Source organism: Peptoniphilus indolicus ATCC 29427, from assembly GCF_000227315.1.
Taxonomy (GTDB): Bacteria; Bacillota; Clostridia; order Tissierellales; family Peptoniphilaceae; genus Peptoniphilus; species Peptoniphilus indolicus.
The window spans coordinates 45,641-58,996 of the sequence record NZ_JH165066.1 but is presented as its reverse complement, the minus strand read 5'-3'; the positions used below and the strand labels follow the sequence as shown (position 1 = coordinate 58,996).

Sequence of the window (13,356 nt, the reverse complement as noted above, 5' to 3'; positions counted from 1 at the left end):
AAGCTTAAGAAAGGATATAAAAGAAATCCTTGTTCTTTGTTTAGGGGATTAAGAAAGCTTGGATGTTTTAAAGATAATGAAAAATATATCCTTAAGCATTGTGACACACCTAAAAAACCTTATATTCCTACACATCTAAACAGCTTGGTAAAAAGTGGTAATTAGATGTTAAATATTTTCCTAAAAATGTTATGTTGATGGAATTGCTGATAAATTTACCAAGATATGATAATAGATGATATAAGTTGTGAAAAATTCATATATCCAATTAAGGAGTCGTCTTCATATTAAACTGTAGAATTTGTAAAAATTGCTATTAGTTATTTTGGATATTATCCTGAAATAATACAAACAGATAACGGATTTGAATTTACTCATTTTAAGGAAGCAAAAAGAATAAATTCATTTAATATGCTATGTAGTGAATTAGGTATAAAATTTCAAATAATAAGATCTAGGACACCAAGAAATAATGGAAAAGTCGAAAGAAATTATAAGAATTATAATGAAAGATTTTATAAATATTTATATTTCTATAGTTACTATGATCTAAATCTTCAAATGAAAAGATAATTGTATAGATCTAATAGGCTTAAAGTGCAGATTTTAAATTAGATTAGTCCTGTTGAAAAAAGAAATATATTATTGTGGCTATCTCCCAATAATATATTAACATATGTGATATTTATTTTTTTGCTTTTGCTATTATATCATCTATAAATTTACAAAAATAAATAATTGAAATTTATATTCAAGATTAGTTAACAAATATTAATAAATTACAGATATATTCTATTAAGAGTTTTAGAAAGTTTCAATTAATGGTATAATTATAAAGATAATTAGACAATTAAAGTGTCATAGGAGGTGCTCTATGTCTGCAAATATAAATACTGATTTAGGTAATATTGTGATAGAAAATAATGTTATAGCGCATATAGCGGGTATATCTGCTATGGAATCATACGGGATAGTTGGTATGGCGTCTAAAAATGCGGCAGATGGGTTATTACAAATTTTAAAACTTGATAATTTATCTAAAGGTATTCAGGTTAATTCAGAAAATGGAATGATTAATATTACACTACATGTTGTTTTAGAATATGGTGTGAGAATTTCTACGGTTGGAAATAATATTATAGATAGAGTAAAATTTAATGTTGAAAATTTAACAGGACTTACAGTTGATAAAATAGAAGTCTTAGTTGAAGGAATAAGGACAGAGTAGGGGGAACAGTGTAGTGAAGATTGAAAATTTAAATGGGGAATTGATGTCTCGTGCAATAAATGGGGCAGTCAATTATCTTATTATAAATAAGGAAGAAGTAAATTCCTTAAATGTGTTCCCAGTTCCTGACGGAGATACAGGCACTAATATGTCTCTTACTTCAAAATCGGCGTTAAAACAAGTCCAATCTGTTGAAGACTTAACTGCCTACAATGTTTCAAAGGCAGCTGCGAGAGGCTCGCTTATGGGAGCTAGAGGCAATTCTGGAGTAATACTTTCTCAATTTTTAAGAGGTTTTTCAGAAGGCTGTGAAGGAAAAGAAACTTTAGATATTCAAGAGTTAGCACAAGCTCTGAAAAAAGCATCTGAAACAACTTATAATGCTGTAATGAAACCTACAGAAGGTACTATTTTAACAGTTGGTAGAGAACTTTCTGATTTTGCAATAAAAAATTACAGAAAGTATGATGATATTTTAGAATTTTTAAAAGATATTATAGAGGCGGCAAATGTATCACTTTCTAAGACTCCTGAAAAGCTTCAAGTTTTAAAGGAAGCCGGAGTTGTTGATGCCGGAGGAAAAGGGCTTTGCGTTCTCATGGAAGGTGCATATAAGGCGTTATTAGGCGAAGAAATAGTTTCTGAAGATGATGACGTACTAAACAAGAAAAAACAAAAAGAAGTACACTTGGGAAAAGCTGATGAAAATATTGAGTTTGGATATTGTACTGAATTTATAATAAATACTGAGTATGAAGATTTAGAAGCTTTTAAATCTAAATTATCTCCATTGGGAGATTGCCTATTGGTAGTTGGCGGAAGTGGCACAGGCCTTATAAAAGTGCACGTTCATACCAATAACCCTGGTAAAGCTCTTCAATACGGGATTGAACTTGGAGATTTACAAGATATAAAAATAGATAATATGAGATTCCAACATGAAGAAGTTTTATTTTCAAAAGAAGAGGTTGCTTCTACTAAAAAAGAGACTGAAGTAGTTGAAGAAAAAGAATATTCAATTGTATCTGTCTCAATGGGAAGTGGACTTTCTGAACTATTTGAATCAATTGGCGTGGACAAAATTGTTGAGGGTGGACAAACCATGAATCCTAGTACAGAAGATTTTGTAAATGCGGCAAATGATGTAGCAGGCAGAAATGTAATAATAGTTCCAAATAATTCGAATATAATTCTTGCGGCTGAACAAGCAGCTAAAATTAGTGAAAAGAATATAATTGTAATACCTTCAAAGACAATTCCTCAAGGAATAAGCGCAATTTTATCCTTTAGAGAAGACTTGAGTCCAGAAGAAAATAATGAAATTATGACAAATGCTATGTCTGATGTTATATCTGCGCAAGTTACTTATGCCGTTAGAGATACAAATATGAATGGCAAGGATATAAAAGTAGGAGATATAATTGGACTTAGTGGAAAGAATATAGTAGCTAGCGGAAAAGAAATTGAAGCTGTTACAAAAGATTTAATATCTGAGCTTATTGATGATGAACATTCAATTATAACTCTTTATGCCGGAGCAGATATTACAGAAGAAAAAGCAGAAGAATTAAGAGACAAACTAGAAGAAATATATGAAGAATGTGAAGTTGAATTAGTAAGAGGGGAACAACCTATTTATTATTATTTAATATCACTTGAGTAATTAGCCCCCATTAGTGGGGCTTTTTTAGGATAATTATGAATTTAAATACTAAACTTATAGAATTAAAAGGTATAGGACCAAAAAAACAAAAACTGTTTGAACAGTTGGGAATAAAAACTTTAGAAGATTTACTTGAAAATTCTCCAAGAGATTACGAAAATCGAGCTAATTTCAAAAAACTTAGAGCAGCTAATGACGGTGAAAAGGCTACTTTTATAGTAACTGTAAAGGCAATTGTAGATGATAGATATGTAAAAAGAAAAATGCATATGTTGACCTTTGTCGTTGAAGATAGTTCAGGGGAAGCGAAAATAACTTTTTTTAATTCACCATTTTTAAAAAAGAGTATAAGAATAGGCGAAGAATATTTAGTGTATGGAAAAGTTGGTTTTTTCAAAAATACAGTACAAATAAGCTCTCCTAAGATGGAACTTAAACGAACAGCTAATACTATTAGGAGTATAATACCTATTTACAATTTAACGAAAGGGATTAGCAATCAGGATATTTTAAACAATGTAAATAAAATAGTTGATTTGAATTTGTTTAATGAAATAATTCCAAGTAGGTTAATTGAGAAATACGGGTTAATGAATAAAAATGCGGCTATAAAACAAATACATTTTCCTGAAAATTTGACTAAGTTAGTAGCTGCAAGGCAACGATTATCGTATGAAGAGTTTTTATCTTTTCAATTAAAAATACTTTCACAAAAAATATACAGCGAAGAAATAGAAATAGAACCTTACAAGATTGATGAGAGGGTTACGGATTTTATAAATTCACTTTCATTTAAACTTACAGATGGTCAGAAAGAAGCCTTAGATGAAATATTTAACGATTTTAAATCCGGTAAAAAGATGAATAGATTACTTCAAGGTGACGTTGGCTCCGGTAAAACTATAGTTGCTATTATAAGCATGTATGTCGCGTGTATTAATGGCTATCAATCAACAATTATGGCCCCTACTGAAATATTGGCCAAACAGCATTTAGAATCTTTTAGAAGTTTATTTGACCCATTGGGAATAAAGGTTGAGTTGTTAGTAGGAAGTACTTCTACTAAAAACAGAAATAGAATTTTATCGGGAATAGCAAATGGAGAGATAGATATTTTAATAGGAACTCATGCGCTTATTGAAGATAATGTTGAGTTTTATAATTTGGGGCTTAATATAACCGACGAGCAACATAGATTTGGAGTAAGACAAAGAGAAAAACTAAATACAAAATCAGATACAAACCATGTTTTAGTTATGACTGCGACGCCTATTCCACGAACATTGGCTCTAGTATTGTATTCTGACTTGGATATTTCAACTATAAATACATTGCCTCCAAATAGAAAGCAGATAGAAACTACTGCAATTGGTGTTGGGATGCTTGAGAGAGCTCTAGATTTTATAAGGTCTGAAATTAATAAAGGTAGGCAAGCTTATATAGTATGTCCTCTAATCGAAGAGGGGGCGCTCAATTTGAACTCAGCAACGGATGTATACAATGATATAAAAGAACACTTTAAAGACGTTAGAGTGGGGCTTTTACATGGTAGAATGGCACCGGTCGAAAAAGAAAATATAATGTTGGAGTTTAAAGAGAGAAAACTTGATATATTAGTTTCGACTACTGTAATAGAGGTTGGTGTAAATGTTCCTAATGCAACAGTAATGTTGGTGTACAATGCAGAGAGATTTGGATTGGCGCAATTACATCAGCTAAGAGGAAGAGTTGGAAGAGGAGAGCATAAGAGTTATTGTATTTTATTTAATTCCTCACAGTCTGAAATTTCTTGGGAGAGAATGAAAGTAATGACTGATTCAACAGATGGCTTTTATATAGCAAATGAGGATCTTCGCTTAAGAGGTGGAGGAGACTTATTTGGTACTAGACAATCAGGACTTATGAATTTTAAATTTGCGGATATTATGAGAGACTATAAAATATTAAAAGTTGCTACAAACGATGCTAAAGAGATTTTGGGAATGGACCCTGAATTGAAATTAAAAGAGAATTTAATGCTAAAAAAAGAAATTGAAAAGTACTCTAAATCCTTTAAAATGCTTAATTAATAATTGTTATACACATTTAATTATGATAAAATATGTTTGTTTGGAGGAGCTATGAGAGTTATTTCAGGAAGTAAAAGAGGGTTAAAACTTCAAACTCCTATTGGATATGGAACAAGACCAACAGAGGACAGAGTCAAAGAAAATATATTTAATATTTTGGGACAGATGTTTTATGATGCGAAAGTGATGGATTTATTTTCAGGTACTGGGCAAATTGGGATTGAATTTTTATCTCGAGGAGCTAAGAGTGTAATATTTGTAGAAAAAGATAAAAAAGTACTTAAAGTTTTAAAAGAAAATTTGAATAAAGCTTCTTTTAAAGCGGAAATTCTTGAAAAAGATGCTTTACTTGCTCTAAATGGTGTTGGTAATAAGTTTGATTATATATATATGGACCCACCTTATGATGACAGTGAGTTGTATGATGAGGTTGCTGAATCAATATACAAATTAGATTTATTGGAAGAAGATGGAATTTTAGTTGTTGAGGAGAGGACTGAAGCGCAGCATGATTTCAGTGAATATTTTGAACTTATAAGAAATAAAAAGTACGGCTCGACAACTATTGAACTTTGGAGAAAGAGATGAAAGTCATATATGCGGGGAGTTTTGACCCTGTAACTAATGGGCATTTAGATATAATAAAGAGAGCTAAAGATATTTTTGGGGAAGTTATAGTAGCTGTTTTAAAAAATACAAAGAAAAATTCTCTATTTACGGTAGAGGAAAGGCTCGATTTATTGAGAGAAGTCCTAAAAGATGAAGATAATATAGAAATAGATTCTTTTGAAGGATTATTAGTAGACTATGCAAGATCTAAAAATTGTACTACAATTGTAAGAGGACTTAGATCAGCAGGCGACTATTTAAATGAATATAGTTTGGCAATGGCAAATATGCACTATAAAGATGGAGTAGAAACTGTATTTCTACTTGGGTCAAATACACACTTATTTGTAAGCTCAACTTTAGCGAAAGAAGTAGCCGTATTTGATGGAGATTTGTCGCTTTTTGTACCCGATATAGTGGGTAAAGCTATGAAAGAAAAATTAGGAGGCAAACAATGAATTTAATGGAATTAGTTGAAGAACTTGAAGATTTAATTGAAACTTCAAGCCAAATACCACTAACAGGTAAATTAATGTTGGACAGAGAAGAACTTCTTGAAGTAATCAACGAAATGAAAGCTCAAATCCCTACAGAAGTAAGGGAAGCTAAGCAAATTAGCTCAGAAAAAGATTTTATAATTGAAAATGCACAGGCAGAAGCTAACAGAATTATATCTGGAGCAAAAGCCCATGCAGAAGATATAATCTCACATGATGAATTAGTTATGCAAGCAAATGCAAGAGCAGATGAAATTTTAAGAAGTGCAAATGAAGAATCTAGTCAAATAAGAGAAGGCGCTAGAGATTATGCAGATGAGTTACTTGAAAACACTCAAGTTAATCTTTCAGAAATAATCAAAATGCTAAATGAAAATAGACAAGAGTTAAGAGGATAAGCACCTGAGCAGGTGCTTTTTTTATACCATTTTTTAGTTAGATTTAGAGATATGATATAAAAATGGAAAATAATATAATATTTTTAATAAGGAGAAAATATAATGAAAAGGACAGCAATTTTAATTACTGCTTTATGCTTTATATTCTTGAGATGTGGCAAAAGTTTTAATCCCTTCGTTAAAGTTAGCATTAGTGATAAAAATGGTGCAGATCAATATTTAGAAGTTGATAAATATGGTAAGAATAGAAAAATAAATGAATTTAAAGCGGATAATTCAAAGATATATAATTTAGATACTGTAGAAAGTTTTTTGCCTGAGATTGTAGACAATAAGGTAAAAAATATTTTAAAAGATATTGTTATAACAAATGAAAATGGAGAAAGAGTAAAAGATAACGATATATTGAATGCAATTATAAAGAAAGTCGCTGAAGATATTGAGCACAATATTATAAAATGTAAAATTATGGAAGATGAAAATGAATATTTTGTTTTTGTTGCTTTAAATGTCAATTGGGTTGATCCATGTTATCTTTATTATTATAATAAAGACATTGGAGAACTTTTAGAAATTATGGAAAGGAATAATGTTGAAGTTAATTACATAGAACTTTTACAAAAATATATAAATTTTTAGGGGAATATTATGATTATTACATTATTGTTTTCAATTATCATGATAAGGTTGCACTTGTTGTTATGGGCAGGAGTAGGCTTTATTTAAAACAAAAATTACTTTTCTTCTTTTTCAAAAAAAATTAGATGTGATTTAACCGAAAAAGATTTTACGGATAATATGTAATTGGTTGGACATGGTTATTACAGACATAATATTCTTATTTTTTTATTGTCTTGAATTTGTAATCTGGGTCTTGGTTTTTTGAATACTATTATTTAGAGGTTGAAGAGGTGCTTAGTTATAACAAAACTATCTGAAGACCATGCACTTGGAAAAATTCCCGTAAAAGATTTTGATAGATTATTTAATACCTATGATACGGAGCAACAAGGATTAGAAAAACAAATACAGTATTTTGAACAAGAAATATAAAGCTATTATTAGAGAAAAGTTGACACCGATAAATTCCTAAAAATGATAAAAAATATATCGATATTGAAGAACTGACAGTACCGATGATAAATGAGTATATAGAAAAAGTTGTAGTCTATGAAGCCACAGGGGTAAGACAAGGTAAAGACAGAAAACAACAAGTTGATGTGTACTTTAACTTTATAGGCGACTGTCAAGACCACAAAGCCGATATACAAAAAATAGCTTAAAAATGGTATGATATTAAACAAAATAAGATTGTGAGGGGTGATTAAGTGGATAATCAAGAAATTATAAATTTTTTAATAAAAGCGAAGAAGTCGACTTATGCGAGCGATGGAAATCCTATTAAGTCATCAAGACCTTGTTCAATTGATTTGAGTTATTCACAGGGTAAATTTATGTATTATGATTCATATTTTGGAACAAATCCATTTATCGGAGAAGAAATTATATTGATTGATAGTAATGTTATATGGAGCATGAATTATATTGGGAGGAAGCTTGATGACAAATTTGAATATAATTTTTTGAAAGAAGCATTAATGAATGTTACTCAAGAAAGACCGTTTAGAGGTCCACATACCTATGAAAGTTCAGGTTACACATATAAATCTTTTGAAAATGGAAATTTTAATTGGTTTCAAGGATATGAAACAATTGAATATAATGGGCAAGTTATTTATGAGTGTTATTATCATGGAGGGAGTATTAAGTAAACTTTCTGATTAAAAATAATAAAAAAGTCATTCAAAGAACAGTAAATCAAAAAAGGTTTACTGTTTTATTTATCTGATAAGTTGTTGTCCGTGAAACAACAGGAGGAAGAAAATGAAAAGAAAGAAAACAACAAATTTATGTTTACTTTAACTTTATATGCAACTGTCAAGACCACAAAGCCGATATACAAAAAACGGCTTAAAAATGGTATAATATTAAGTAATATAAACAAAAAAAGTTTAAATTTAGAGGTAATGAAAGATGAGGTTTCATGAATTTGGAGATAAAAATTTTCCGCATATATTACTGATACATGGTGGAGGTAATTCTTGGTGGAATTATCTTCGACAAGCTCGTATATTATCAGATAAATTCCATGTGATTTTACCAACACTTGATGGTCATGGAGAAGAATATCAAAGAGATTATATTTCAACTGAAAATTCTGCTCAACAAATCATGAATTATATAAAAAACAATTGTAATGGGAAATTGTTTGCTATAGGCGGTGTTTCTTTAGGTGGTCAAATTGCAATTGAGTTATTATCATTAGATAGTGATATAGCTCAGAAAGCAATAATAGATGGTAGCATTTGTATTCCTCAGCCAAATTTATCACGAATTAGTACGATTGTTGTAAAAATATTTGGAAAACTTATGTTTAGTAAATCAGCCAGCAAAATTCAATTAAGTTTGATGAAAAAAATTTATCCTAATATGGCTTATCCGGAAGAGATAGAAAATTATTATATGGAAGATATGCCAATATTACCAATGAAAACATTAGTGAAAATGTATAAAACATATATGGGAAAGTATAGATTGAAAGAAAGTATTACAGAAAGCAAAGCACAGGTTTTATATATTTATGGCGAGAAAGAAATGCGTTGTGTTAAGGAATCAGCTAAACTATTTAAAAAAATGCATCCTGATTGTATTCTCTATGAAGCTAAAGGTTATAATCATGGATATTTATCAGCGTATTTACCGTTAGAGTGGATAAAACTGGTTAATCCATTTTTAACTAGTTGACAATTTAATGAAAACTAACACAGAAACAGTAAATCAAGTTAGGTTTATTTTTTTCTTTGCTCAAAAACAGAGAGAGGAAAAAAAGAAAATGTAAAATATAGAAGAAAAAATTTTAATGGCGGAAGAAGAAATCATGCATTTACAGATATGCTAAACAGGACAAATCAATATCGAACATAATAGTATTGAACTTGGAAAATGTACTGCCTATGTAGATAGGAGAAGTTATTTTGGAGGGGATACTTATATGTTTAGTTTTGTAGAGTCTATTTCTGAAGAGAGCATAACAATACGAACTGAAAAGTTTATGTATGTCCTGATGAATAATAATACAGTTCTCGCTTTATGTCGTGTTAATATTTTTATAAATTGATATGATTTTAATGGAAGGAGGGTTTTATGCATTTTATCTAGTAGATTTTAGAATGCGTTCAAATAGAACGGTAAAAGAAAATCTATTAAAAACTATAATTTTTAGAGTTAAAATTTAAACTGGAGACAGTAAATCAAATGGTTTACTGTTTTTTATTTAATTACGCTTAAAAGGGGTAGTATATTAAATGTAAGTAATTAGTTTGTGTAGTATTTATAAAATATAAACATAATAGGAGAATATATGACTAATAATTATTTTGATAAAGTAGCTAAAGTTTGGAATACAAAAGAGAGGGAAAATAGAACTTTCTCAATCTATAAGAAAATTATAAATATATTTGAAGATGGTAGTGAAAAGAATGCTCTTGAAATTGGTTCAGGAGATGGATTATTGGCAAGTCTTTTGTCTAAAGAACTTAAAGAAATTGATTGCATAGACAGTTCTGAAATGATGAGAGAACAGACTGACAAGAGGTTGGAGCAATTAGAAATAGAAAATGTAAAGGTATATGATGAAAATTATTTAGAGACAACATCAAAAAAATATGACTTTATATATTCTTTGACAGCTTTTCATCATATAGTGGATATAGAGTCTGAACTCAATTTAGTAAAGAGTCATTTAAAACCAAATGGTAAGTTTATATTGATGGATTTAGATACTGTGCCAGCTTCTTTTCATAAAAATTTACCGGATTTTGACGGGCACGATGGATTTTCTAGGGAAGAGATGGAAACGTATTTTAGAAATGCAAAATTTGAGCCATTAAATTATGAAATATTATGGGAAGGTAAGAATCGTGAAATTGATTTTAGAATATTTTTAATGGAAGGCATATTGTCTTAATTAAGACAGTTTCACAAGATAAAAAATACCAGGAGTGAGATTAAAAGCTCCTGGTTTTAAGTTTATTTAGATATACTGTTTTCCAAAATTTTATCTATTTGTTCATTTTTTAATTCACAGCTATAGAATAATTTATAAAAATCTTTTACTTCATCTTTTATATTAACATTGTATTTTTGAGGGTATAGAAGATTTCCAAGCCATGTTATTCCAATTATTCTGTTTACTGATGGAGGGTCTGCTAAGAAACCATATGGTTCGGATGGAACTCTATAGATTTTACCGTTTTTAACAGCATCAAGATTGCTCCAAGCTGGGTCTGTAGTTATCATGTCGTAAAGATTTTGGTTATCTGCAAGAATTACTTGAGGATTCCAACCTATAAGTTGTTCCATAGATATCTCGCTTCCGCCACCTTTTGATTGAGCTTCTACTTCTGCAATGTTTTTAGCTCCTACTAAATTTAAGACTTCTGCATGGAAAGATTCTTTAGCATTAGTATTAAGTCCGGCATCTCCCATAGCCCAGTATACAGAAACTTGTTCATTTTCTGGAATTTGAGTTTTCTTTGAGTTATCGATAACATTTTTACAATATTCAGATAGCTTTTTAGTTTTAGAAGTATCTCCTATGATTTCTCCGATTTTATTGTATGCATCTGACATTGTTTCAAGTTTTGCTTCAACGAAAACTACAGGTATATTTATTTGACTTTGTAAGTTATTCATATCTTCAACAATTGATTTTTTAGCTTCTCCAATGTCCATAACTACATCAGGTGAATTTTTAACAAGTTCTTCCATATTTAAATCAGAATTTTTACCGTAGAATTGTCCAAAAACAGGCAGGGTATCCATTTTATCGTCTATGTATTCTTTTTGCTTGTCTGATAAAGGTTTAGCCAATCCAGCTAATTTATCAGAGTTTGAAGTGTATAGAACTATTTGTGCAAGTGGACCAGATGGGGCAATAGTGTTTATCTTGCTTGGAATTTCAACTTCTCTGCCAACTGAGTCGGTTATTTTTCTTGTTTCAGAAGCAACTTCGGTAGCTTTTTCAGGCTCTTTAGAATTATTAGCGGATTCTTTCTTTTGACATCCGGTAACTATAAAACTAAAAAGTAAAGTGATAGTTAACAATTTTAATAATAATTTTTTATTCATCTTATAACTCCTTTAAAATATATTTTAAAACGATAAATCGTTTTAATGAAAATTTAATATTGTCTATAAGTTTTCAAATCAGGCAGAATAACTTTTTGATTTGTATCTTCTACGTTTCGTATAAGTATTGGTATTTGATATATATTTGATAATAAAGATTCAGTTAGAATATCGTTGGTGTTACCATATGCTATTGTAGAGCCGCGGTTTAAAATTAAAACCTTATCAGCAAATATTTGAGCGTGTTCGGGGTTGTGAGTAGAAAATAAAATCAAATATCCTTGTTTAGAAAGATTTGATATATATTCCATCACTTTTATTTGGTTACCATAATCTAAGCTCGAGCAAGGTTCGTCCATAATTATGATTTTTGATTGTTGGGCAATAGCTCTTGCTATTAAGACTAACTGTCTTTCTCCTCCGGATAATTCATTAAATTTTCTATATCTAAGATAGTTTAAATTTAATGAATTGATGGCAAAGTCAACTAATTCATATGATTTTTTATTGGGCATCTCAAAAGTATTAAGAGATGAGTTAGTTCCCATAAGCACCATTTCTTCTACAGTAAAAGTGAAGATTTTATTTTGACTTTGTGGGATATAAGATACAGTTTTAGCTAATTCTTTTGCGGATAGTTTTTTTATATTTACACCATCAACTGAAATAGTTCCTAGATAATTTTTAATAATTCCCAATATTATTTTGAATAAAGTGCTTTTGCCAACGCCGTTTTTACCGAGTATAGCTACCAAGCTATTTGAATTGGCTTCAAAAGAAACATCTTGTAAAACTTCATTAGTTCTGTATTTAAAAGAGATATTTTCAACTTTAAGGTTCATTAATTCACCTCCCGACTCATTAGGTATATAAAAAATGGAGCGCCAATAAATGATGTCAAAATTCCTATCGGTATTTCACTAGTTGAAAGTATTCTTGAAAAATTATCAACTATTAACAAAAATGAACTGCCAATGAGCATGGAAGCAGGAAGAACTCTTCTCATATCGCTACCAAAAAATATTTTTGCTATATGGGGAATAACAAGTCCTATCCAACCAATTACACCGCTTACAGAAACACACACAGCTGTTATTAATGTAGTTGATAGAATTGCTATAATTCGTAACTTTTCTGGGTTAACGCCAAGAGAATGAGCTTCTTCATCTCCAAACGTAAGTAGGTTTAATCTCCATCTAATTAACAAAAGAATTAACACACCAACTGATATTATGGGTAGACAAAAAAAGAAGTCGTCTAATTTTGATGAGTTTAAAGAACCCATTAACCAATATGTTATGGCAGGTAGTTCGCTTGTAGGGTCTGCTATTAACTTTAACAATGATAGAGCAGATGAGAAGATAGAACTTACCATCATTCCAGTGAGTACAAGTCCAACGTCTCTGTTTTTCTTTATCTTTTTTGAAACGAATATAACAATTAAGATGGACAAAGTACCCATAGCAAAAGAAATTAAAGTTGTTGAGAATCTATTAAACCCTAATAAAATACCAAGTGCCGCACCAAATCCGGTACTGCTTGAAGCTCCTAAAACATCAGGGGACACCATAGGATTGTGAAAGACTGCTTGTAGTGTAGCTCCAGATATAGAAAGTCCAACTCCAACTAAAATTCCAACTAAAATTCGGGGAAGTCTAATATTATAAAGAACTGTATGTATATTTGGTTCTAAATTAAAATT

The 13,356-nt window shown here is 30.1% G+C and carries 13 protein-coding genes and 2 pseudogenes; 12 read left to right on the top strand and 3 right to left on the bottom strand.

Annotation, left to right across the window (positions count from 1 at the left end; genetic code table 11):
- The 12 genes and pseudogenes from HMPREF9129_RS11525 to HMPREF9129_RS09185 form a co-directional block, all read left to right on the top strand.
- Positions 1–615 (top strand): annotated as a pseudogene (locus HMPREF9129_RS11525) (DDE-type integrase/transposase/recombinase); the annotation flags it as partial.
- Positions 616–874: 259 nt separating this feature from the next.
- Positions 875–1,228, top strand: a complete 354-nt coding sequence (locus tag HMPREF9129_RS09235) for an Asp23/Gls24 family envelope stress response protein (protein WP_004822875.1) — start codon at positions 875–877, stop codon at positions 1,226–1,228.
- A 13-nt stretch (positions 1,229–1,241) separates the two neighbouring features.
- Positions 1,242–2,891, top strand: coding sequence for a DAK2 domain-containing protein (locus tag HMPREF9129_RS09230; RefSeq protein ID WP_004822872.1), 1,650 nt, complete (start codon positions 1,242–1,244; stop codon positions 2,889–2,891).
- 35 nt (positions 2,892–2,926) lie between these two features.
- Entirely contained in the window at positions 2,927–4,960 is a 2,034-nt protein-coding gene (gene recG, locus HMPREF9129_RS09225) for an ATP-dependent DNA helicase RecG (RefSeq protein WP_004822871.1), read from the top strand.
- 51 nt (positions 4,961–5,011) lie between these two features.
- Entirely contained in the window at positions 5,012–5,548 is a 537-nt protein-coding gene (gene rsmD, locus HMPREF9129_RS09220; RefSeq protein ID WP_040553028.1) for a 16S rRNA (guanine(966)-N(2))-methyltransferase RsmD, read from the top strand.
- Positions 5,545–6,027 carry a pantetheine-phosphate adenylyltransferase gene (gene coaD / locus HMPREF9129_RS09215; protein ID WP_004822867.1) on the top strand — a complete coding sequence of 161 codons (483 nt, stop codon included), beginning with the start codon at positions 5,545–5,547 and terminating at the stop codon, positions 6,025–6,027. The genes rsmD and coaD overlap by 4 nt, the downstream gene beginning before the upstream one ends.
- The gene (locus tag HMPREF9129_RS09210) at positions 6,024–6,464 is read left to right on the top strand and encodes a hypothetical protein (protein WP_004822866.1); all 441 of its coding nucleotides are present in this window, start codon (positions 6,024–6,026) and stop codon (positions 6,462–6,464) included. The genes coaD and HMPREF9129_RS09210 overlap by 4 nt, the downstream gene beginning before the upstream one ends.
- A 102-nt stretch (positions 6,465–6,566) precedes the next feature.
- Complete coding sequence (locus tag HMPREF9129_RS09205) at positions 6,567–7,103, top strand: hypothetical protein (RefSeq protein WP_004822863.1); 537 nt, start codon at positions 6,567–6,569, stop codon at positions 7,101–7,103.
- Positions 7,104–7,382: 279 nt separating this feature from the next.
- Positions 7,383–7,747, top strand: a pseudogene (locus tag HMPREF9129_RS11160) (DUF4368 domain-containing protein); the annotation flags it as partial.
- Between the two features lie 45 nt (positions 7,748–7,792).
- Positions 7,793–8,236, top strand: coding sequence for a DUF5680 domain-containing protein (locus tag HMPREF9129_RS09195; protein WP_004822857.1), 444 nt, complete (start codon positions 7,793–7,795; stop codon positions 8,234–8,236).
- 262 nt (positions 8,237–8,498) lie between these two features.
- Entirely contained in the window at positions 8,499–9,269 is a 771-nt protein-coding gene (locus tag HMPREF9129_RS09190; RefSeq protein ID WP_004822851.1) for an alpha/beta hydrolase, read from the top strand.
- Positions 9,270–9,885: 616 nt separating this feature from the next.
- Entirely contained in the window at positions 9,886–10,491 is a 606-nt protein-coding gene (locus HMPREF9129_RS09185; RefSeq protein WP_004822849.1) for a class I SAM-dependent DNA methyltransferase, read from the top strand.
- Positions 10,492–10,553: 62 nt separating this feature from the next.
- Here HMPREF9129_RS09185 and HMPREF9129_RS09180 read toward each other — a convergent pair whose 3' ends face one another.
- The 3 genes from HMPREF9129_RS09180 to HMPREF9129_RS09170 form a co-directional block, all read right to left on the bottom strand.
- A complete protein-coding gene (locus HMPREF9129_RS09180; protein ID WP_004822848.1) occupies positions 10,554–11,654 on the bottom strand; it encodes an ABC transporter substrate-binding protein in 1,101 nt (366 codons plus the stop codon).
- A gap of 53 nt (positions 11,655–11,707) precedes the next feature.
- Complete coding sequence (locus HMPREF9129_RS09175) at positions 11,708–12,496, bottom strand: ABC transporter ATP-binding protein (protein ID WP_004822847.1); 789 nt, start codon at positions 12,494–12,496, stop codon at positions 11,708–11,710.
- Positions 12,496–13,356: FecCD family ABC transporter permease (locus tag HMPREF9129_RS09170; protein ID WP_004822845.1), on the bottom strand; the 861-nt coding region annotated here is incomplete at its 5' end. The genes HMPREF9129_RS09175 and HMPREF9129_RS09170, both read right to left, overlap by 1 nt.